The sequence below is a fragment of the Streptomyces sp. NPDC107559 genome (genome assembly GCF_055657365.1).
The window spans coordinates 378,192-399,384 of the sequence record NZ_JBVKBD010000007.1 but is presented as its reverse complement, the minus strand read 5'-3'; the positions used below and the strand labels follow the sequence as shown (position 1 = coordinate 399,384).

At 73.5% G+C, this 21,193-nt stretch carries 17 protein-coding genes; 8 read left to right on the top strand and 9 right to left on the bottom strand.

Annotated elements, in window-relative coordinates:
• Window positions 1–28: 28 nt before the first annotated feature.
• The 3 genes from ACZ7OY_RS23075 to ACZ7OY_RS23065 all read right to left on the bottom strand — a co-directional run bounded on the left by ACZ7OY_RS23075 (window position 29) and on the right by ACZ7OY_RS23065 (window position 5,128).
• On the bottom strand, window positions 29–1,855 hold the full coding sequence (locus tag ACZ7OY_RS23075) for an urease accessory protein UreH domain-containing protein (protein ID WP_471913071.1): 1,827 nt from the start codon (window positions 1,853–1,855) through the stop codon (window positions 29–31).
• Window positions 1,852–3,501, bottom strand: a complete 1,650-nt coding sequence (locus ACZ7OY_RS23070) for a tetratricopeptide repeat protein (RefSeq protein WP_471913070.1) — start codon at window positions 3,499–3,501, stop codon at window positions 1,852–1,854. The genes ACZ7OY_RS23075 and ACZ7OY_RS23070 overlap by 4 nt, the downstream gene beginning before the upstream one ends.
• Window positions 3,502–3,592: 91 nt before the next feature.
• Window positions 3,593–5,128: a DUF4331 domain-containing protein gene (locus ACZ7OY_RS23065; RefSeq protein ID WP_471913069.1), complete on the bottom strand. Its 1,536-nt coding sequence runs from the start codon at window positions 5,126–5,128 to the stop codon at window positions 3,593–3,595.
• A 205-nt stretch (window positions 5,129–5,333) separates the two neighbouring features.
• Here ACZ7OY_RS23065 and ACZ7OY_RS23060 point away from each other — a divergent pair, with 205 nt between their 5' ends.
• From ACZ7OY_RS23060 to ACZ7OY_RS23050, 3 genes are all read left to right on the top strand, one after another.
• Window positions 5,334–5,876 (top strand): ECF RNA polymerase sigma factor SigK, encoded by a 543-nt coding sequence (locus ACZ7OY_RS23060; RefSeq protein WP_162469923.1) that lies wholly within the window; start codon window positions 5,334–5,336, stop codon window positions 5,874–5,876.
• Complete coding sequence (locus ACZ7OY_RS23055) at window positions 5,873–6,688, top strand: anti-sigma factor (protein ID WP_471913068.1); 816 nt, start codon at window positions 5,873–5,875, stop codon at window positions 6,686–6,688. The genes ACZ7OY_RS23060 and ACZ7OY_RS23055 overlap by 4 nt, the downstream gene beginning before the upstream one ends.
• Before the next feature lie 115 nt (window positions 6,689–6,803).
• Window positions 6,804–7,073, top strand: a complete 270-nt coding sequence (locus ACZ7OY_RS23050; protein ID WP_471913067.1) for a hypothetical protein — start codon at window positions 6,804–6,806, stop codon at window positions 7,071–7,073.
• Window positions 7,074–7,082: 9 nt separating this feature from the next.
• Here ACZ7OY_RS23050 and ACZ7OY_RS23045 read toward each other — a convergent pair whose 3' ends face one another.
• The 4 genes from ACZ7OY_RS23045 to hmgA all read right to left on the bottom strand — a co-directional run bounded on the left by ACZ7OY_RS23045 (window position 7,083) and on the right by hmgA (window position 11,673).
• Window positions 7,083–8,291: a CaiB/BaiF CoA transferase family protein gene (locus ACZ7OY_RS23045; RefSeq protein WP_471913141.1), complete on the bottom strand. Its 1,209-nt coding sequence runs from the start codon at window positions 8,289–8,291 to the stop codon at window positions 7,083–7,085.
• Window positions 8,292–8,396: 105 nt separating this feature from the next.
• Complete coding sequence (locus ACZ7OY_RS23040) at window positions 8,397–9,554, bottom strand: type ISP restriction/modification enzyme (protein ID WP_471913066.1); 1,158 nt, start codon at window positions 9,552–9,554, stop codon at window positions 8,397–8,399.
• 26 nt (window positions 9,555–9,580) lie between these two features.
• Window positions 9,581–10,330 (bottom strand): GntR family transcriptional regulator, encoded by a 750-nt coding sequence (locus ACZ7OY_RS23035; protein WP_471913065.1) that lies wholly within the window; start codon window positions 10,328–10,330, stop codon window positions 9,581–9,583.
• A 26-nt stretch (window positions 10,331–10,356) separates the two neighbouring features.
• Window positions 10,357–11,673: a homogentisate 1,2-dioxygenase gene (gene hmgA / locus ACZ7OY_RS23030; protein WP_471913064.1), complete on the bottom strand. Its 1,317-nt coding sequence runs from the start codon at window positions 11,671–11,673 to the stop codon at window positions 10,357–10,359.
• 350 nt (window positions 11,674–12,023) lie between these two features.
• On the opposite strand from hmgA, the gene ACZ7OY_RS23025 reads away from it, so the two are divergent.
• The 5 genes from ACZ7OY_RS23025 to ACZ7OY_RS23005 all read left to right on the top strand — a co-directional run bounded on the left by ACZ7OY_RS23025 (window position 12,024) and on the right by ACZ7OY_RS23005 (window position 19,390).
• The gene (locus ACZ7OY_RS23025; RefSeq protein WP_471913063.1) at window positions 12,024–12,641 is read left to right on the top strand and encodes a TetR/AcrR family transcriptional regulator; all 618 of its coding nucleotides are present in this window, start codon (window positions 12,024–12,026) and stop codon (window positions 12,639–12,641) included.
• Window positions 12,642–12,786: 145 nt separating this feature from the next.
• Window positions 12,787–15,039: a molybdopterin oxidoreductase family protein gene (locus tag ACZ7OY_RS23020; RefSeq protein ID WP_471913062.1), complete on the top strand. Its 2,253-nt coding sequence runs from the start codon at window positions 12,787–12,789 to the stop codon at window positions 15,037–15,039.
• A 252-nt stretch (window positions 15,040–15,291) separates the two neighbouring features.
• Entirely contained in the window at window positions 15,292–16,689 is a 1,398-nt protein-coding gene (locus tag ACZ7OY_RS23015) for an ABC transporter ATP-binding protein (protein ID WP_471913061.1), read from the top strand.
• A gap of 106 nt (window positions 16,690–16,795) precedes the next feature.
• Window positions 16,796–18,184 (top strand): aldehyde dehydrogenase family protein, encoded by a 1,389-nt coding sequence (locus ACZ7OY_RS23010; RefSeq protein ID WP_471913060.1) that lies wholly within the window; start codon window positions 16,796–16,798, stop codon window positions 18,182–18,184.
• 123 nt (window positions 18,185–18,307) lie between these two features.
• A complete protein-coding gene (locus ACZ7OY_RS23005; protein WP_471913059.1) occupies window positions 18,308–19,390 on the top strand; it encodes a Zn-dependent alcohol dehydrogenase in 1,083 nt (360 codons plus the stop codon).
• 10 nt (window positions 19,391–19,400) lie between these two features.
• Here the strand turns inward: ACZ7OY_RS23005 and ACZ7OY_RS23000 are convergent, their stop codons facing one another.
• Both ACZ7OY_RS23000 and ACZ7OY_RS22995 read right to left on the bottom strand, forming a co-directional pair.
• Complete coding sequence (locus ACZ7OY_RS23000) at window positions 19,401–20,378, bottom strand: DMT family transporter (RefSeq protein WP_471913058.1); 978 nt, start codon at window positions 20,376–20,378, stop codon at window positions 19,401–19,403.
• Window positions 20,379–20,452: 74 nt separating this feature from the next.
• Complete coding sequence (locus tag ACZ7OY_RS22995; RefSeq protein WP_471913057.1) at window positions 20,453–21,175, bottom strand: ArsR/SmtB family transcription factor; 723 nt, start codon at window positions 21,173–21,175, stop codon at window positions 20,453–20,455.
• Between the last annotated feature and the right edge of the window lie 18 nt (window positions 21,176–21,193).

Genomic DNA, 21,193 nt, shown 5'->3' with positions numbered 1-21,193 from the left:
GCCTGGCGGACATCTTCCCCAAAATAGCTCAGCCCAATACGGATGCCGCCCCCTTGAGCACCAGTCCGGCCCCGAGGGCCACGACGACCAGGGCGGACCACAGAGGGGTGGTGCGCCGTACCGCGTTGACGACCGGGTGCGTCGTCCAGCGGGGGCCCTCGTCCAGTACCCGGGTCATACGGCTACCCAGCCGTACGACGGCGAACCCGGCCGCGGTCAGCGTGAGCGCGAGCCCGACGCCGTACGCGACGACCAGCAGCAGCCCGAACCAGGCCTGGCCCAGCGCGGCGGCGCCCACGAGCACGACGACGGCCGAGGGGCTGGGCACGAGCCCGCCGGCGAAACCGAGCAGGATCGTGCCGCGGAGGGTGGGGGCCGTGGGGTGGGTGTGGGTGAAGCCGTTGTGGGTGTGTTCGAGACCGTGGGTGTGTTCGAGACCGTGGGTGTGTCCGTGGTCGTGGGTGTGTTCGTGGTCGTGCTCAGGGGTGTGGTCGTGGTCGTGACGGTGCTCGTGGTTGTGGTTGCGGCCGTGCTCGTGCTCGTGGGCGGGGTCGTGCTCATGGCTGTGCGTGGCGGGGTGCGGGAGCGTCCGGACAGGCGCGGACACGGTCGCGGTGCGGGCGCCGACCAGGGCGAGCGGACGCTCCGGTGCCTGCCCGGGCTCCGGTTCGTGCGTGTGCCCTTCTTGGTGTCCGTGGTCGTGGTCGTGCCCGTGGTCATGCCCGCGTCCGTGGTCGTGGTCGTGCCCGTGGTCATGCCCGCGTCCGTGGTCGTGTCCGTGCCCGTGGTCATGCCCGTGTCCGTGCCCGTGTCCGTGGGTCCGGTTGTGCCAGGCCCGGCGTATGAGGCTCACGCCCGCGAGCAGTACCAGCGCGCCGCTCGCCAGGCCCAGCCAGGCGATCACCGAGGGCGCCGCGGCGGAACCGGCCGTGACCAGGAGGCCCAGGGCAACCACGCCCAGGGTGTGGGTGACGGTCACCGACGCGGCCAGCGGCAGGACGTCCTTGAGGCGGGCCCGGCCGCCGCGGGCCGCGGCCGTCGCGGCCATGATGGTCTTTCCGTGACCGGGGGCGAGCGCGTGCATCGCGCCCAGGACGACGGCGACGAGCAGGGCCAGCGCCGCGAAGCCGAGGGTGAGGTCCTGACGCGCGACCAGGTTGTCCAGGGCCTGGGTCCAGCGGTCGGCACCGCGCGGCAGCACGGAGGCGGCGGGCGCGTCGCGTCCCGTGTCGTCGGCCAGCGCCGGACCGCCGGGCCGCACCCGCAGGGAGGCGGTGGCGGTGTCGGCGGGTGAGGAGAGCAACTCCTTGGGGTAGCTGGTCAGTTCGTGCGACACCGAGCTCTTCGGTACGTCCGTCGCGGTGAGCGTGGTCCGGTCGCCGCGGGCGGTGATCTCCCGCCAGCCGGGGCCGGTGGAGGCACCCTCGCTGTGGAAGCCGAGGGTGACCGGCCGGCCCTCGGGCAGTGGAGCGGTCAGGCGGCACTCGACCCGCAGGGTGTGCAGTCCCGCCTGGCCGGGCCGCAGCCGGGCCTGGCCGGCGCCGACCGTGAGGGCGACGGCGCGCCCGTCGACGGTGACCCGGCTGCCCTCGGCGGCCTTGGCACAGCGCTGCCGGGCCCACTCGGCGGTGCCCAGCCGTCGCAGGTCGGGCCCGGCCTGGGTGGCCGGGATCTCGGCCAGGTCCTCGACGTGGTCCACGCGGAGCAGGCCGGGGGCGGCGACCAGACCGTCGTAGCGGTTGACGGTGAAGTTGCCGAGCGGGTGGGCGCTCACGGACGCGGCGGGGACGAGCGCGAGCGTGCAGGCGGCCGTGAGGACGGCCATGACGGAGGCGAACGGACGACGGAGCTTCACCGGGCGGCCTCCAGGGACTTCAGCGCGTCGCGGGCCGCGCGGGCACCGAGGGGGGAGAAGCCGGGGTTCAGCTTCAGCGCGGCGGCCAGGTGGGTGCGGGCGTCCTTCGCGTGGCCGGTGGCCCGCTCGATCATCCCGCGGTGGTAGAGGAAGGAGGCGTTGCGGTAGCCGGTCGCGGTGGCCTCGCGGGCGAGGGCGAGGGCCTCGGCGTCCTGCCCGTTGACGTGCAGGGCCCAGGCGAGGGCGTCCGCGGTGTGCACGGTGTGCCGACGGGCCCACTCGGCGCGGGCGGCGCGCAGCGCGGCCTTGGCGTCGCCGTGCTCGGCCGCGGCGAGCGCGGTGTCGAGGTCGGCGTCGACGCCGTTGGCGCGGGCGAGGGCGATCCAGGCGTCCACCAGGGCGTACTGGTCGCCGGCCTTCGCCCGGTCACCCTCGGCGCCACGGGCCTCGTACAGTTCGCCGAGTTCGACGAGTGGGCCGGGCAGCGGGTACCGGGAGACGACGTTCTCCATTCCGGTGATGGCTGCGGCCCGGTCGCCGCTCGCGGCCTGGGCGCGGGCCCGGCCCTCCAGGGCGGGGAGGTAGTTCTCGTCGGCGCCGAGCGCGCGGGCGTAGTGGTCGAGTGCCGACTTGTCGTCGCCCTGGTTCCAGGCGAGTTGGCCGAGCTGACTGGAGACGTACGCCACGTCGCCCGGGGAGGTCGCGGTGTCCAGCGCCTGTTGCAGGACCCGGCGGGCCGTGGCGACGTCGCCACGCAGCTCGTGGACGTAGGCGTACCGGGTGAAGACGGGGACACCCGGGTGCCGGGCGTCGGCGAGGTCGGCCGCCTTCTGCGCGTCGTCGTACCGGCCGAGTTCGACGAGCGCGTCGATACGGGAGCACAGGGCGCGTTCGCTGTAGGGGTTCTGCTTCAGCGCCCGGTCGGCGTAGACCAGGGCGTTCTTGAAGTCGTGCCGGGCGGCGGCGAGGGCGGCGCGGCCGGCGAGTGCGGGGTCGTTGTCCGGTGCCAGGGCGAGCGAGCGGGTGAACGCCTTCTCGGCCTGCGGGTAGCGGGAGGGGTCGCCCTGGGTGCGTGCCTGTTCGACATAGGCCAGTCCGAGCGTCGCCCAGCTGCCGAAGTCCCGCGGCTGGGCCCGCAGATGGGCCTGGAGCGCGGCGATGCCCGCGTTCAGGTCCCCACTGCCCAGCAGGGCCGGCGACACCGCGGCGGGCGCGGCCACGGCCACCGGCCGGCTGTCCCGCGCCGCGCCGACCGCGATGGATCCGGCGGTCAGCGCCACCGCCAACAGGGCTGCACAGCAAGCGAGTTGGCCGACCCGCCAGCGCCGCCCCGCCTCGGCGACGCGCCGCAGAGCGGCGACGCGAGCGGCGGCGGGAAAAGCGTCTGCGGGAGATGCGTCCGCGGGAGAAGCGTCTGCGGGAGAAGCGTTCGTCGGCGACGGGTCGTCGGCGCGAGCGGCGGCGGTCCCGTTTTTTTCGTCCGGGGCCGGCGCGGGCGCCGTCCCGGTGTGGTCCTGGGCGGCCCCGGACCTGTCACCCCCCGGTTCGGTGCCGGGTGCCGCGGTCCCCGAGTGGTCCGGCTCCGGCGCGGCGAAGGGCGAGTCGGACTCCCTCTGCGGTGCGTTGTCGTTCTTGCGCGGGGACATGCCCTCTCCTCGGTCGTCGCGTGGGGCGACGCGGCCCGCACCGTGGGGGGTGTGCAGAGGTGCGGGCCGCGCCGGTCTGTGGGGGTGCGGTCTAGTAGGGCCGCTGCGAACGGCGGCGCCACCAGGCCAGGCCCGTGCCGATCAGCAGGACACCGGCGGCGCCCGAGGCCGCGGAGGCGGCGATCAGGGTGGTGTCGGTGCCGCTGCCCGAGGTGCCGGCCGGCTGGAGCGCGTCACCGAGCTGGCTGCGCACGTCCGCGCCGCTGGTCGTGCCCTTGGCGAGCGCGCCGCGCGAGCCCGAGGTCGGGTTGGCCAGGTACGGGAAGGAGTGACCGAACTTCTGGTCGTTGGCGTCGACCGCGTCGCCCAGGTCGTTCTTGGAACCGACCAGTTCGCCCTCGACGACCTGGAGGGAGGCGTCGATCACGTCGTCGGTGAGCCGACGGCCGTTCGGGAAGCCCGCGTTGTCGCCGTCCAGCACGCCCAGCCGCTTGGGGTGGGCGGCCGGCTTGATCGAGGTGTTGAGGCGGAGTTCCTCGGCCGGCTTCACGTACGGCGGCTGGTTGAGGCCCTTGACGCCCTTCAGGAAGACGTCGACCAGGTCGTTGCGCGGCTCGGCCGGCGCCTTGATCTTGTAGATCCCCTCGATGAGCTTCGGCAGCTCGGGGTTGGTGACGTTCTTCAGGAACTGCGCGTCCTGCCAGGGCGAGGACGCGTTGAACTTGTCCTTGTCGCCCTGCGGGTTGACGACCTCGTTGACGAGCGGGTTGCCCAGGCGCGAGACCTGCGCGTAGTAGCCGCCCGCGGTCTTGCGCTGGGTCGTCGACCAGATGCCCACGATCGGCTGGTGGGCCGACTCCGTGAGCATGTGGTTCGGGATCTGGAGGGCGATCGAGTTGACGTTGTAGCCCTTGAGGGTGTCCCGGCCGACCTCGGACAGGTTCCCGCCGTACAGGAGGTCGAAGACCCGCAGATCCAGGAAGAACGGGTCGTCCGCCTGGCCCGCGAAGGTCTGCGCGCCGCTGGAGAGCTTGTGGATCGCCTGGTAGCGCAGCTTGCCGTAGTCCGGCATCGACGCCTTGCCCACGTTCGACGGCGCGACCGGGACGTCGTGCGCGATCTTCGTCTTCGAGACCTGGTGCTGGTGCTTCAGCCGGATCAGGTCGATGTCGTACGTCTGCGTGATGTTGAGGTCGGGGTCGTCGAGGCTCTCGACGGCGCCCGTGTTGTAGAGGAACGTCTTCTTGTTCTTGACGTGCGTCTTGAAGGTGTAGCGGAAGAGCAGATCGCCCTGCGCGTCACCGTCGTTGTCGATGTGGAGGTCGTACTGGGCGTCGTCCGCGAACGTGTAGAAGTTCGGTCCGCCGGCCGGCTCCTCGAAGGGGATCCAGTTCGCGATGATCGTCGTCGTGTCCGGCTTGTCCGGGCTCACGAAGGCGTACACGTCCGTGTTGTCGTACTGGGGAGTCCCCGAGATCAGCGGCGCCTCGCGGTGGCTGGAGGCGGAGGCCGCCCCGGGCTCCAGCAGGGCCACACCGGCGGCTGTGAGCCCCCCGGCGGCCAGTGCAGCACATATGAGGGCCGCGACGCCTCGGCGTCCCGTACCGGTCCTGGAGATAGGTGTCATGCCGTCCGTCCTCAGTCCAACTTGCTTGACGGACGGGTATACGGCGCGGAGGCACCGATCGGATTGGTCGATCGGGAAATTTCTTTTCTCCCTGCTCCACCCGCGTTTCGGGCACCCTGATCCGTAACCCCATCCGGAGGTGTGTTCGTTGCGAATGCCTGGTGTGACGGGACGGGCCGGCTGTGGCCGGGGAGAGGGGAACCGCGTGGAGGCGGACGAGCTTCTGGTGCTCGTGGCGGGTGGCGACCAGAAGGCCTTCGAGGATCTGTACGCCCTGGTGTCCGGGCCGGTGTTCGGGCTCGTGCGGCGCGTGGTGCGCGATCCCGCGCAGTCGGAGGAGGTGTCCCAGGAGGTGCTGCTCGAACTGTGGCGCTCCGCCGCCCGCTTCGACCCCGGCCGGGGCAGCGCGCTGTCCTGGATCCTCACCCTCGCCCACCGTCGCGCCGTGGACCGGGTGCGCAGTGTCCGGGCGGCCGGTGAACGCGAGCAGCGCGAGGCGCGCCGCGCCCACCACCCCGCCTTCGACCAGGTCACCGAGGAGGTCGAGGCGGGCCTGGAGCGCGAGTGGGTGCGCCGCTGCCTGGACCGGCTGACGGCCCTGCAACGACAGTCCGTCACTCTCGCCTATTACGACGGATACACCTACCGTGAAGTGGCCGAGCGGCTCTCGCTCCCGCTGGGCACGGTCAAGACCCGAATGCGCGACGGACTCACCAGCCTGCGCAAATGCCTGGGAGGCGTCGCATGAGCGTCCTCGACCGACTGCTGCGACGCGAGGACCTGCACTCGCTCGCGGCCCCCTACGCCCTCGACGCGCTGGAGCCCGCCGAGCGGCTGCGCTTCGAGCGGCACCTCGACGGCTGCGACGTCTGTGCCGCCGAGGTCCGCGCCCTGTCCGAGGACGCCGTCCGGCTCGCCTGGTCCACCGCCGCCCCGCCGCCGACCGCGATGCGCGACCGGGTCCTGGCCGCCGTACGGACGACGCCGCAGATGTCGGCTCCCGAGCCGGAGCGCATGGCGGCCCAACTGCCGCCGCACGTCTGGGGGACCCGCCCGCCGCCGGCCCGTGTCCGGGTGGCCCGTCCGCGTCCGCTGTTCGTCCCGTTCGCCACGGCGACGGCCGCCGCGGCCCTCGTCGTCGCCTCGCTCTTCGCCGTCCAGGCCGGCCAGGCGCAGGACCGGCTGGACGCCGAGCGGGCCCAGTCGCGTGAGATCGCCCGGGTGCTCGGCGCCCCGGACACCCGCGCGACCACCGACCGGGACGCCCAGGGGCGCAGCATCGGCGTGATCGCCTCCGCCTCGCAGGGACGGGCGATCGTCACCCTGAGCGGATACGACGGTCTGGCGAGCGGACACGTGCACCAGTTGTGGCTCATGCGCCCTGCCGGGCAACCGCGTTCCCTCGGCCTCTTCGACGGCGACACGCCCTTGGTCACCTCCGGTCTTGACAAATCCGCCACGTCACTCGCTGTGACCGTCGAGCCCGACGGGGGATCCGAGCAGCCCACTACCCAGCCGATTGTCCAACTCGCCCTGAAATCGCTCGGATTCGGAGAGTAATCGTCAACCCCCTTGCGGGACAGGTGAATCCTGTGATCGCGATACACGAGTGCCGCAAAGGGACGATAGGGTTACTCTGCCCGAGCCGGGTGGACTCGTACGGGTGGGGAGTGACATGGAACAGATAACAGTGCGCAGCAGGGCGAGGGTCCCTGCGATCACCTGCGGGAGCAGCGCGACGAGTTCGCGCCTCGATCGTCATCTGTCGGTGCTGGCGGGGCCCGCCATACCGCAGCGGGAGGCGGCCGAGGCGACCTCGCTCATGCTCGAACTGACGGCACGTGACCCCCGGCGCGACACCACCGGCAGGGTCGCGCGTGTCCGTCGCGTCTCGCTCTTCGCGCCGCTGCGCCGGCTGAGCCGTTCCCTGTTCGGCGGGAACTGAGGCCCGCGCTCAGGCGGCCACACCGTCCCGGCGCAGCGCTGCGATCAGCTCGTCCGTCATCCCCACGGCGCGCAGCAGTGCCTCGGTGTGCTCCCCGAGCGCGGGCACGTCCCCCAGGTCCGCCTCCGCTCCGCCCGGCAGTGTGATCGGTGGCAGCAGTGTCCGCAGCGCCCCGACCGGCGTCCCCACCTCCCGCCATCGCTCCCGAGCCGCCAGCTGCGGATGCTCCGCCACCTCGTGCAGGTCTCTCAGGCGCGCACACGCGATGCCCGCCTCCTCCAACCGTGCGACGGCCTCGTCGGCATCCAGCGCGCCCAGCGCCTTCGCCACGTGGGCGTCCGTGCCGCCCCGGTTCGCGACCCGGGCGGCGTTCGTGGCGTACGCCGGATCCGTCCCCAACTCCGGCTGCCCGAGCACCTGTTCGGCCAGCCGTCGCCACTCCCGGTCGTTCTGCACCGACAGCAGCACCCGCCCGCCGTCCGCCGTCGGGTAGGAGTCGTAGGGCGCGATGACGGCGTGCGCGAGCCCGGTGCGCGCCGGGGGAGTGCCTCCGTGCATCGCATGGTGCAGCGGGTGCCCCATCCACTCCGCGAGCGCCTCCAGCATCGACACCTCCACCGGCCCGCCGCGCCCCGTGGCGCCCCGCCGCACCAGCGCCGCCAGCACCCCGGAGAACGCGTACATGGCCGCCGCGATGTCGGCCGCCGGGATCCCCGCCTTCACCGGCTGTTCCGGCGTCCCCGTCACCGACACCAGCCCGGCCTCGCACTGCACCAGCATGTCGTACGCCCGTTTGTCCGCGTACGGGCCTGACGACCCGTAGCCCGAGATGTCGACGGCGATCAGCCGCGGATGCGCGGCGCACAGGGTGGCGGCGTCCAGACCGAGCCGGGCGGCGGCCCCCTGGGCCAGGTTCTGCACGAAGACGTCCGCGTCCGCGACCAGTCGCCGTACGACGTCCAGGCCCCGCTCGTCCTTGAGGTCGAGGGCGATCGACTCCTTGCCGCGGTTGCACCACACGAAGTGCGAGGCGAGGCCGCCGGCGGCGGTGTCGTAGCCCCGGGCGAAGTCGCCGCCGTCGATCCGCTCCACCTTGATGACCCGGGCGCCGAGATCGGCGAGCTGCCGGGTGGCGAAGGGAGCCGCGACGGCCTGCTCCACGGCGACGACGGTGATGCCCTCCAGGGGCGGGGGAAGTGGCCTCATGCGCCGGATCATGTCCTGCGCACGCCCCGTTGTCATGCGTGCAGGCACGTGGACCGGCTCACCTCCGGCCCCGCGCGGCGACCGTCCCGTGGCCGGTGGGGGAGCGGGGAGACCGGATCAGACGAGGGCGAACTGTCCCTCGGGGCCCTCCTCGTGGTGGTCCAGGACCGTCGCCGGGCGGCGGGCCGCCTCCGGGACCGGCAGGACCCCCGCCGCGCGCAGCTCGGCGGCCGGGACCGGACGGAGCGTCTCCAGCTCCGCCCGCCGCGGCTCCAGTTCCGCCAGCAGGGCGAGGACCGTGATCAGTTCCAGCAGCTCCGACGTCCACGTCTGCAGCCAGGCCGCCGGGCGGATCGCCGCCAGGGAACCCGGTTCGCCCTCGGCCGTCCTCGTCGCGATCCACTGTTCCAGCACCCTGACACCGGCCGCCTCGAAGTCCCACGCCGGCGGCGGCACCGGGGAGATCCGGCCCTCGTCGAGGTGCAGGGTCTCCTCGTCCCGGTCGTAGCGGACGTCCAGGGGCCGGGTGGGGAGCGGGGCGCGGACGTAGGGGCGGCGGCCGCCGGGGAGTTTGGGCCGGTCGCCGTCGCGGCGCATCAGCCACAGCGAACGGCGGCCCAGTTCGACGCCCCGGGACCACAGCCCGGCGTCCCCGGTGAGCGGCACGGTGAGGTCGGGGCGGACCGCGGCCAGGGTCCAGGCCAGGAAGTCCTCGGGGGTGGGGAGATGGCCGAGCCGTCCGGCGAGATGCTCCAGCAGGCCGGAGGCCAGGTTCGGTTCCGTGCCGCCGGGCCGGCGGTAGAGCGGCCGGACCCGGCCGGGGCGCAGCAGCGGCACCAGCGAGGTGGCGAGCAGACGCGGCCCCGGCCCCTCCGCGGTCTCCACGACGAGGATCTGCCGTTCGTCGCTCACCCGCCACAGTTCGGGCCGGGCCGCGTCGAGCAGGCGGTGGTCGGGGATCAGCCACTGCTCGTCGAAGGGGGCGTGCAGCACGCGCACCGGCTCCGGGCACGGGCCCGAGGCGCGGGCCAGCCGCTGGGTGCCGCTGGTCTGGCCGGGCAGTCCGCCCACCGCCGAGCGCAGGGTGCGCGAGCGCGTCGGCTCGAACAGCGCCTCCCGGTCGGCCCCCTCGGCCTTCATCAGCGTGTCCCAGCGCGCCTTCAGGGACGCCGGGTCGGGGGCCGTCGGCCACCTCCGGCCGAGCCGCGGCGGTGCGACGGACCACGGCATGAGGTCCGCCAGCGGCGGAGCGTCGTCGGGCGTCACGCTGGGCATCGTACGACGGGCCGGGGCGGGGCGGGTCAGGTGGCGTCGAGCGTCACCGTGAAGGAGAAGCGGTCGCCCCGGTAGTGGATGACCGCCACGTCCAGCGGCCGCCCGGCCGTGTCGTAGGTGATGCCCGTGTAGTGCAGGATCGGGCTGAGCAGCGGGACCTGGAGCAGCCGCGCCGTCTCCGGGTCCGCGAGCCGCGCCTCCACCGTGTCCGTGATGCGGCTGATGTCCGCGCCGACCACGTCCCGCAGCACCTTCGTCATCGGCCAGCGGACCAGATCCGCCGGATCGATGCGCTCGGCCAGGTCCGGACGGACCCAGTTGCGGGCGTGGTTGGTCGGCTCGCCGGTCTTCTCGTCGCTGCGCAGCCGGTGGTAGCCCGCCACCCGCGCCAGACCGGGGAAGAACTCGGCGAGTTCGGCCGGCACCTGCGCCGGCCCGTGCTCCAGCAGCTCGGTCGTCATGCCGGACTGCTGGGCCACGATCGCGTCCACCGAGCCCAGCAGCCGCACCGGCGTGCTGCGCAGGGCGTCCGGCTCGATGAACGTCCCGCGCCTGCGGTGACGGGAGATGAGCCCCTCGTCCTCCAGTTCCTTCAGCGCCTGCCGCATGGTCAGCACGCTCACGCCGTAGTGCCCCGCCAACTGCTCCTCGGTGGGCAGCCGCAGCGGGTCGTGGGGCGAGCGGCCGAGTATGGAGGCACGGAGCGACTGCGACACCTGGTACCACAGCGGCAGCTTGCGGTTCAGGACGATCGAGTCCGGGGCGAAGGAGGTCACGGGCTATCCGTACCTGTCGAAACCGGTCAGTGCAACGGGCGGAAGTGCCGTTCGAGGCCCTGCCATACGTCGTCGTAGCGCTGCTGGAGGTGCTCAGCCCCCGCCGCCTGCGGGGTGAGGGTGAGCGGCCAGCGGGTCTCGAACATGAAGGCCAGTCCGTCGTCGATCTTCTGCGGACGCAGTTCGGCGGCGCTCGCCCGGTCGAACGTCTCCCGGTCCGGACCGTGTGCCGACATCATGTTGTGCAGCGAGCCGCCGCCCGGCACGAAGCCCTCCGCCTTGGCGTCGTACGCGCCCTCGACGAGCCCCATGTACTCGCTCATCACGTTGCGGTGGAAGTACGGCGGCCGGAAGGTGTCCTCGCCCACCAGCCAGCGCGGCGCGAACACCACGAAGTCGACGCCCGCCAGGCCCGGCGTGTCCGACGGCGAGGTCAGCACCGTGAAGATCGACGGGTCGGGGTGGTCGTAGGAGATCGAGCCGATCACGTTGAAGCGGTGCAGGTCGTACACGTACGGCACGTAGTTGCCGTGCCAGGCCACCACGTCGAGCGGCGAGTGGTCGTAGACGGCCGTCCAGAGGTTGCCGCAGAACTTGTTCACCACCTCCACCGGCCCCTCGACGTCCTCGTACGCGGCCGTCGGCGCGCGGAAGTCACGGGCGTTGGCGAGTCCGTTGGCGCCGATGGGGCCGAGGTCGGGCAGGCGGAAGGGGGCGCCGTAGTTCTCGCAGACGTAGCCGCGGGCGGAGGCGTCCAGGAGTTCCACCCGGAAGCGGACACCGCGCGGGATCAGCGCCATGTGCCCGGGCTCGGCGTGCAGCCTGCCGAACTCCGTGTGCAGCAGCAGCCCGCCGCGCTCCGGGACGATCAGCAGCTCGCCGTCGGCGTCGCTGAGGACGCGGTCCATGGAGGAGTTCGCGTGGTACAGGTGCACGGCCATGCCGGCGCGCTGGGCCGCGTCGCCGTTGCCGCCGAGGGTCCACAGCCCCGCCAGGAAGTCGGTCCCCTCCGCAGGGGCCGGCAGCGGGTTCCAGCGCAGCCGGTTGGGGTCGGGCGGGGTCTCGGTGAAGGGGCCGGTCCGCAGCGCGCCGTTGCCGGTGCGGACGAACGCCGGGTGGGCGGCCGAGGGGTGGATCCGGTACAGCCACGAGCGGCGGTTGTGGGCTCTGGGCTCGGTGAACGCCGTACCGCTGAGCTGTTCCGCGTACAGGCCCAGGGGGGCACGCTGCGGTGAGTTGCGGCCCTCGGGCAGCGCTCCCGGCTCGGCCTCGGAGCTGTGCTCGTTGCCGAAACCGGAGAGATAGGTCAGCCCCTCGGCGGTCTTCCGTGCGTCCCCGCTCATCATCGCTCCCTTGCGAACTCATTCCTATGGGACACCGTAGGATTGCGGTTTCCCGCGCGCAAGAGGGACCCGGGACCCGGGGGCGGCGGACGCCGGGTCGCGTACGGGCCGACCTGGGAGGGGATCCGTACCGCGGGGCCGTGCTCTACGCTCCGGGGCATGTCGGACGGATGCGACCTTCTCGGCGTGCTCGGCGTCCCCGCGCGCACCGGCGCGGGCACGGGTGCCGTCGGCCGGGGCGGCCCTGCCGCGGGTCGCCGGCCCGGCGGTGCACCGGCCGCGATGAGTGCACAGGGCAGCAATCCGCGTACTGGGGGGCGACGTTCACCGGACCCCGGCGGAGAGGCATCATGAAACCCGTGCCCCACGCGACCTCGCTGCGCCGTGCGCCCGTGCAGCGGCGCAGCGCCGAACGGCTGACCAGGATCCTCGACGCCTGTGCCGATCTCCTCGACGAGGTCGGCTACGACGACCTGAGCACCCGTGCCGTCGCCCAGCGCGCAGGTGTCCCCATCGGTTCCGTCTACCGGTTCTTCGGCAACAAGCGCCAGATGGCCGACGCCCTCGCCCAGCGCAATCTCGAACGCTACTCCGAGCGCGTCACCCGGCGGCTGAAGGGGGCGCGGCGGGGCGACTGGCGCGCGGCCGTGGACGCCGTACTGGACGAGTACCTGGCCATGAAGCACACCGCGCCCGGCTTCACGCTCGTCGACTTCGGCAACCAGATCCCGGTCGGCGCCCGCGACGCCGAACCCAACCACCGCGTGGCCGACCGTCTCACCGACCTGCTCTCGGGCTACCTGGACCGCACCCCGGACGACGACCTGCGCCGCACCTTCCTGATCGCGGTGGAGACCGCCGACACCCTGGTCCACCTCGCCTTCCGGATGGACCCGGAGGGCGACGAGAGGATCATCGCGGAGGCACGGGAACTGCTGCGGGCTTACCTGGGACGGGTGCTGGACTGACGGCCCGCGGGACTGCCGGGGGTGCCGGACCGGCGGCCCGGCGTCCCGACGGGCGGGGCCAAGGCCCTCCCGCTCATGCATACCGGTCGGTATGCTCGGCGGCGTCCGCGTGCGTCACCGTCGCCGCCACCCTCCGGGAGGACCCGTGTCCCGCACCGCTCTGCGCATCTGCCCCCTGTGCGAGGCCACCTGCGGCCTGACCCTGACCATCGAGGGCACCCGGGTGACCGGGGCCCGCGGCGACCGCGACGACGTGTTCAGCCGCGGGTTCATCTGCCCCAAGGGAGCCTCCTTCGGGGCCGTCGACGGCGACCCCGACCGGCTGCGCACCCCGCTCGTCCGCCGCGACGGAGAACTGCGCGAGGCCACCTGGCAGGAGGCGTACGACGCGGTCGCGGCCGGGATCCGGCCCGTCGTCGAGCGGTACGGCCCGCACGCCGTCGGTGTCGTCCTCGGCAACCCCAACGTCCACACCATGGCCGGCGCCCTCTACCCGACCGTCCTGATCGCCGGCCTCGGCACCCGCAGCCTGTTCACCGCGTCCACGGTCGACCAGATGCCCAAGCACGTCTCCAGCGGACTGCTGTACGGCGACGCCAACGCCATCCCCGTACCCGACCTGGACCACACCGGCCATCTGCTGCTGCTGGGCGCCAACCCGCTGGAGTCCAACGGGAGTCTGTGCACCGCCCCCGACTTCCCCGGCAAGCTCAAGGCGCTCAAGGCCCGCGGCGGCACCCTCACCGTCGTCGACCCGCGCCGCACCCGCACCGCCAAGCTCGCCGACCGGCACCTCGCGATCCGGCCGGGCACCGACGCCCTGCTGCTCGCGGCGATGGCGCACGTCCTGTTCGAGGAGGACCTCGTCGACCTCGGGCGGCTCACGCCCCACGTCCAGGACGTGCCGGAACTCCGCGCGGCCATGCGGGACTTCACCCCCGAGGCGGTCGCGGAGTCCTGTGACGTCGAGGCCGCCGTCATCCGCGCACTCGCCCGGGAACTCGCCGCCGCCCCCACCGCCGCCGTGTACGGCCGCATCGGCAGCTGCACGGTCCCGCACGGCACCCTGGCGAGCTGGCTCGTCGACGTCCTCAACATCCTCACCGGCAACCTCGACCGCCCCGGCGGCGCCCTCTTCCCGCAGGCCGCCACCGACCGCACACCCCGCCCGGCCGGCCCCGGACACGGCTTCGCGCTCGGGCGCTGGCACTCCCGGGTCAGCCGGCACCCCGAGGCGAAGGGCGAGTTGCCGCTCTCCGCGCTCGCCGAGGAGATCGACACCGCCACCGCCGAGGGCGAGCCGGTCCGCGCGCTGATCGCCGTCGCCGCCAACCCCGTGCTCTCCGCACCCGACGGCGACCGGCTCGACAAGGCCCTGGACTCGCTGGACTTCATGGTCAGCGTCGACCCCTACCTCAACGAGACCTCCCGCCACGCCGACGTCGTGCTGCCGCCGCCCCCGCCGTCGCAGAGCCCGCACCACGACTTCGCCTTCAACACCCTCGCGGTACGCAACCAGGTCCGCTACACCCGTCCCGCGGTCCCCCTCGAACCCGGCCGGATGGCCGAGACCGAGATCCTTGCCCGGCTCACCCTCGCCGTGACCGGCATGCACGGCGCCGACCCCGCGGCCGTCGACACGCTCGTCGTCGACCAGACCCTGGGCAAGGCCGTCAAGGACCCCGCCTCCCCGGTGCACGGCCGCGAACCGCGCGAGCTGGCCGCCGCGCTCACCGGTGACACCGGGCCCGAACGGCGGCTGGACATGATGCTGCGCCTGGGCCCCTACGGCGACGGCTTCGGCGCCCGGCCCGAAGGACTGGGCCTGGGGCGGCTGTTGGACCACCCGCACGGCATCGACCTCGGACCGCTGCGCCCCCGGCTGCCGCAGCCGCTGAAGACCAGGAGCGGGCGGATCGAGCTGCTGCCGGAGCCCATAGCCGCCGACCTGCCCCGGCTGCGGCGGGCCCTCGGTGAGCGGGCCGACGGGCTCGTCCTGGTCGGCCGCCGCCATCTGCGCTCCAACAACAGCTGGATGCACAACGTCCCCGCCCTCACCGGCGGCACCAACCGCTGCACCCTGCACATCCACCCCGAGGACGCCGGACGGCTCGGCGTACGGGACGGCGAGCCGGTGCGCGTCAAGGGTGCCGGAGGCGAGGTGACCGCCCGGGCGGAGGTCACGGACGGCGTGCGCACGGGGGTGGTGAGCCTGCCGCACGGCTGGGGTCACGACCGGCCCGGCACCCGCCTCGCCCACGCCGCCACCGACCCCGGCGTGAACGTCAACCAGCTCCTCGACGGCACCCTGCTCGACCCGCTCTCGGGCAACGCGGTCCTCAACGGCATCCCGGTGGAGGTCGCCCCGGTCACCGGGGCCGCGGCTTCGGCCGGCTGACGGGCGGTCGGCTCACCGGTGATCGGCCCGCCCCCGCCCGCGCGCCGGCGGGGGCGGGCCGGTCTTGCGACTCCCTGCTGAACGCGATCTTCCACTTTCTCACCCAGTGGACGGATCACCCCGATCACGTCAGGTGTCTTCCCCCTGCCGGGCACGGTCCGTTAACTTCCGTGACTCACAGCCCCGTACGACCCGCACGGGACAATCGACCGCGGAGCACCAGCGCCCGAGTGAGCCCCCAGGGACACCTTCATGACACGCGCCATCTCCCTGCACGACGTGAGCAAGGCCTACACGCGAGGCGCCCGGGTGGTGGACCGGCTCTCGCTGGACATCGCGCCCGGTGAGTTCCTGGTCCTGCTGGGACCGTCCGGCTGCGGCAAGTCCACGGTGCTCAGAATGATCGCCGGCCTGGAGGACATCGACGAGGGCGTGCTGCTCCTCGACGGTGAGCACGGCAACGACCTGCCGCCGTCCGAGCGGGACATCGCCATGGTCTTCCAGAACTTCGCCCTCTACCCGAGCATGACCGGCCGGGACAACATCGGCTTCCCGCTGCGCATCGAGGCACCCGGCGCGGATCCCCGCCCGCGGGTGGACGCCACCGCCCGCATGCTGGGCATCGAGGACCTCCTGGACCGGTTCCCGGGCCAGCTGTCCGGCGGGGAGCGCCAGCGGGTCGCCATGGGCCGGGCCATCGCCCGGCATCCGTCGGCGTTCCTGATGGACGAGCCGCTGTCCAACCTCGACGCGAAGCTGCGCAACCACCTGCGGGCGGAGATCTCCAAGCTCACCCGGGAGCTGGGCGTCACCACGGTCTACGTCACCCACGACCAGGCCGAGGCCATGTCGCTCGGTGACCGGGTCGCCGTGCTGCGCGGCGGGGTGCTCCAGCAGGTCGACACCCCGCGCTCGGTCTACGCGCTGCCCCGCAACGTCTTCGTGGCGGCCTTCATCGGCACCCCCCGCATCAATCTGCTGCGCGGCCTGGTCCGCGCGCCGCTCGACGGGGCGATGACCCTCAGTCTCGGCAAGCAGTTCCTCCGGCTGCCCGAACCCCTGTGCCTGGACCACCAGTTGCTGCGGGTGCAGCAGGGCCGCGAGGTGATCGTCGGGCTGCGTTCGGAGGCGGTGCGGATCGCCTCGCGCGCCGAGGCCCGGCCCGGCGAGGTGCCGATCACCGGCCTGGTGGAGCACGTCGAGTTCCAGGGGCACGAGGTGCTGGTCCACTTCAACACCGGGTCGCGGCCCGCCGTCGTACCCGATCTGGAGGCTCCGCGCCCCGCCGTCCGGCCGGTCCGCCGCAGACGCCGGGAGGGAACGGTCCTGGACCGGCTGCGGGGGCGGGCGGGAGCCCTGCGGGCCGGACCGGTCCTCGCCGCGGACGACCCCGAGCCGCACGGCTCCGTCTCCCGCGGCCTTCCCTCCCAGGGCTCCGCGCCGCAGGGTGCCGCGCCGCAGGGTGCCGCGGTGACCTCGCCGGACGGGCGCCTGCCCGGCGACCTCGTCGTGCGCACCACCCCCGACTTCGACCTCCGGCACGGTATGCACGTCCCGCTCCTGGTCGACCTGGCTCACCTGTTCGTGTTCGACCAGCACGGGGACCGGATCTGCCCGGCCCCGGACCGCCTGCCGGACCTGGAGGAATGAGACCGCTGCGGCATCCTGGGCGAGTGGTGTCTGGCGCCCAAAAACTATCACCGCTAGTTTGTGTGCCGGAAGACGAAGAGTCGCCGCCCGCCCGGGAGGAAGCACGATGAAGGCACACGACGGCATGTACATCGACGGCGCCTGGCGCCCCGCCGCCGGCCAGGACGTGATCGAGGTCGTGAACCCGGCCGACGAGCAGGTCCTCGGCACGGTCCCCGCGGGCACCGCCCTGGACGTCGACACCGCCGTACGGGCCGCCCGCGCCGCCCTGCCGGGCTGGGCCGCCACCGCGCCCGCCGAGCGGGCCGCCCGGCTGGGCGCCCTGCGGGACGTCCTGGTGACCCGCGCGGAGGAGATCGCCGCGACCGTCACCGCGGAACTCGGCTCGCCCCTGGAGTTCTCGCGGGCCGTCCACGCGGGCGTCCCGGTCGCGGTCGCGGGCTCGTACGCCGACCTCGCGGCGACGTACGCCTTCGAGGAGAAGGTCGGCAACTCCACCGTCCACCACGAGCCGGTCGGCGTGGTCGGCGCGATCACCCCCTGGAACTACCCCCTCCACCAGATCGTCGCCAAGGTCGCCCCGGCCCTCGCGGCGGGCTGCACGGTCGTCCTGAAGCCCGCCGAGGACACCCCCCTGACCGCCCAGCTCTTCGCCGAGGCGGTGCACGAGGCCGGGGTCCCCGCGGGCGTCTTCAACCTCGTCACCGGCCTCGGACCGGTGGCCGGCCAGGCGCTCGCCGAGCACCCGGGCGTCGACCTCGTCTCCTTCACCGGATCGACGGCCGTCGGCAGGCGGATCGGCGCCGCGGCCGGTGCCGCCGTCAAGAAGGTGGCCCTGGAGCTCGGCGGCAAGTCCGCCAACGTCATCCTGCCCGGCGCCGACCTCGCCAGGGCGGTGAAGGTCGGCGTCGCCAACGTGATGTCCAACTCCGGTCAGACGTGCAGCGCCTGGACCCGCGTGCTGGTGCACACCGAGCAGTACGACGAGGCGGTCGCGCTCGCCGCCGAGGCCGCCGCCAAGTACGGCGACCGGATCGGCCCGCTCGTCAACGCCAAGCAGCAGGAGCGGGTGCGCGGTTACATCGACAAGGGCGTGGCGGAGGGCGCGCGACTGGTCGCCGGCGGCAGCGAACCCCCGCGCGAACAGGGCTACTTCGTCGCCCCCACGGTCTTCGCCGACGTCACCCCCGACATGGCGATCGCGCAGGAGGAGATCTTCGGCCCGGTCCTGTCGATCCTGCGCTACGAGGACGAGGAGGAGGCGCTGCGGATCGCCAACGGCACGGTCTACGGCCTCGCGGGCGCCGTCTGGGCCGGGGACGAGGAGGAGGCGGTGGCCTTCGCCCGACGGATGGAGACCGGCCAGGTCGACATCAACGGAGGGCGGTTCAACCCGCTGGCCCCCTTCGGCGGCTACAAGCAGTCGGGCGTCGGCCGTGAACTCGGCACGCACGGCCTGTCCGAGTACCTCCAGACCAAGTCCCTCCAGTTCTAGGCATTTCAGTCCCGGCCCGCCCGGTTCTTGTCCCGGTCCGCCGGTCCGCCGGTTCCCGTCCCGGTCCGTCCGGTTCCTGTCCGTCCGGTTCCTGTCCGTCCAGTTCCAGGGGAGTCACCCGTCATGGCTGTCCGTGCCGCCGTCCTGCCCGCCATCGGCTCCGCGCTGGAGATCACCGAGATCGAGCTGCCCGAGCCCGGCCCCGGCCGGGTCCGGGTGCGGCTCGCCGCCGCCGGGGTCTGCCACTCCGACCTGTCCCTGTCCGACGGCACCATGCGGGTACCGGTCCCCGCGGTCCTCGGCCACGAGGGCGCGGGCACGGTCGTCGCCGTCGGCGAGGGGGTGACCGGATTCTCGGCCGGAGCCGAGGTCGTCCTCAACTGGGCGCCCGCCTGCGGAAGTTGTCACGCCTGCTCTCTCGGTGAGGTCTGGCTGTGCGCCAACGCCCTGAACGGCGCCGGGGACGTGTACGCCCGTACCGTGGACGGCGTCGCGCTGCATCCCGGTCTCAACGTCGCCGCGTTCGCGGAGGAGACCGTGGTGCCCGAGTCCTGCCTGCTGCCTGCCCCGCCGGGCGTGCCGCTCGCCGACGCGGCCCTCCTCGGCTGCGCGGTCCTCACCGGTTACGGAGCCGTCCACCACTCGGCGCAGGTGCGGCGCGGCGAGACGGTGGCGGTGTTCGGCGCCGGGGGAGTGGGCCTCGCCGCGCTCCAGGCGGCCCGGATCGCCGGCGCCTCACGGATCATCGCCGTCGACGTCTCCCCGGCGAAGGAGGAACTGGCGCGCGCGGCGGGCGCCACCGACTACGTCGTCGCCTCCGACACCACCGCCCGCGAGATCCGCGCCCTGACCGGCCGGGCGGGCGTCGACGTCGCCGTCGAGTGCGTGGGCCGGGCCGTCACCATCCGCACCGCCTGGGAGTCCACCCGCCGCGGCGGACGCACCACGGTCGTCGGCATCGGCGGCAAGGACCAGCAGGTCACCTTCAACGCCCTGGAGCTCTTCCACTGGGGCCGCACCCTCTCCGGCTGCGTCTACGGCAACGCGGACCCGGCGGTCGACCTGCCCGTCCTGGCCGAGCACGTCCGCGCGGGCCGCCTGGACCTGGGCGCCCTGGTCACCGAACGGATCGGCCTGGACGGCATCCCGGCGGCGTTCGAGAACATGCTGGCGGGCAAGGGCGGCCGGGCGCTGGTGGTGTTCTGAGGCCCGCGACTCAGGACACCTGCTCCTGCTCCGGCCGTGGCGCGGCGGCCGGAGCGGCAGCGGGTGCGACGGCGGGAGCGGCAGCGGGTGCGACGGCGGGCCGCCGCGGCCGCGACCGCGACACCGCCACGCCCGCCAGGCACAGCGCCCCGCCGGCCAGCGTGAGCACGCCCGGTACCTCGCCCAGGACCAGCCAGGACATCAGGACGACCAGCGCGGGCACCGCGTACGTCGTCGCGCCCATGCGGCCCGCCGTCGTACGGGCCAGGGCGTACGCCCAGGTCGTGAAGGCGAGCGCGGTCGGGAACAGGCCCAGGTAGACCATGTTCAGCGTGGCGGACAGCGGGGCCTCGCCCGCCTCCCGCACCAGCTGTCCGGCGAACGGCAGGCAGACCACGGCACCGACCAGGCACCCGAACGTCGTCACCTGGAGCACGCTCGCCCGCTCCAGGGCCGGCTTCTGGGTCACCACCCCGCCCGCGTAGGCGATCGCGGCCAGCAGGCACAGCACCACCCCGAGGGCCGAGGAGCCGCCCCCGCCCGACATCGACAGGCCCACGGTCACCGCACCCGCGAACGACACCGCCATGCCCGCGATCAGCCGCGGCGGCAGCGCGTCGCCGAGCAGCCGCGCGCCGAGCACGGCGATCAGCAGCGGGCCGATGTTCACGACCAGCGCCGCCGTGCCCGCGTCGACCTGCTGCTCGCCCCAGTTGAGCACCACCATGTAGAACCCGAACCACAGCACCCCGGACACCGCTATCCGGCGCCAGGCCGACCGCGGCGGCAGCCCCTCCCGCCGTACGGCCCAGAGCGCACCCAGCGCGAGCACGCCCGTGAGCAGTCGTCCGAGCGCCAGCGCGCCCGGCGAGTACGCGGCGCCCGCGCTGCGGATCGAGACGAAGGCGGAGGCCCACAGCACGACGGTGACCGTGGCCGCCCCGGCGGCGAGCAGCCCCGTACGGGCGGGCGGTGAGGTGTTCATCATGCTCCTGAGAGTAGGTGGGGTCGGGTGGCCCGACCGGCGGATTCCGGACGGGGAGCCGGGTGCGCGGGCGCCGCTCAGCACAGTGCCGACGCCTCGATGCCCAGCAGTTCGGACAGCGCGCGCTCGCCCGCCGGCGTCACCTTCACGGCCCGTTCGGTGCCGATGCGCACGCACCAGCCCGTGTCCAGGGCGTGCCGGCACAGGGCCGCGCCCGCGACCCCCGCGAGGTGCGGGCGGCGCTCGGTCCAGTCGAGGCAGGCGCGGGCCAGCGGCCGTCGGCCGTGCCGGTCCAGGCCGATGCCCGCGGCGGCGAACCAGCGCACACCCGCGTCCGTGAGGGCGAACCCGGTGTCCTGGCGCAGCAGCCCGTGCGCGGTCAGCGCGTCGGTGACCACGATGCCCAGCCGCCCGGCGAGATGGTCGTAGCAGGTGCGGCCGCGGGCCATCGCGGACCCGGCGCTCGACTCGCGCAGACTGCGCGGCTGCCGGGCGGCGCGGGGCGCGAGGGGGGCCGCCAGATCCTCCACCAGGTGGGCGACCCGGGCGTCGGCCAGCCGGACGTAGCGGTGCCGCCCCTGCCGTTCCTCGGTGAGCAGCCCGCCCGCGACCAGGCGGCTCAGATGCTCGCTCAGCGTCGACGCGGCGACGCCCGCGTGCCGGGCCAGTTCCCCGGCGGTCCAGGCGCGCCCGTCGAGCAGCGCGAGCAGACAGGCCGCCCGGGTCTCGTCGGCGATCAGCGCGGCGAACCGGGCCAGTGCCGCGGCCTGCGGGTCGGTGGTGGTCATGCGTTCCAGCATGGAACACGCACGCTTCGG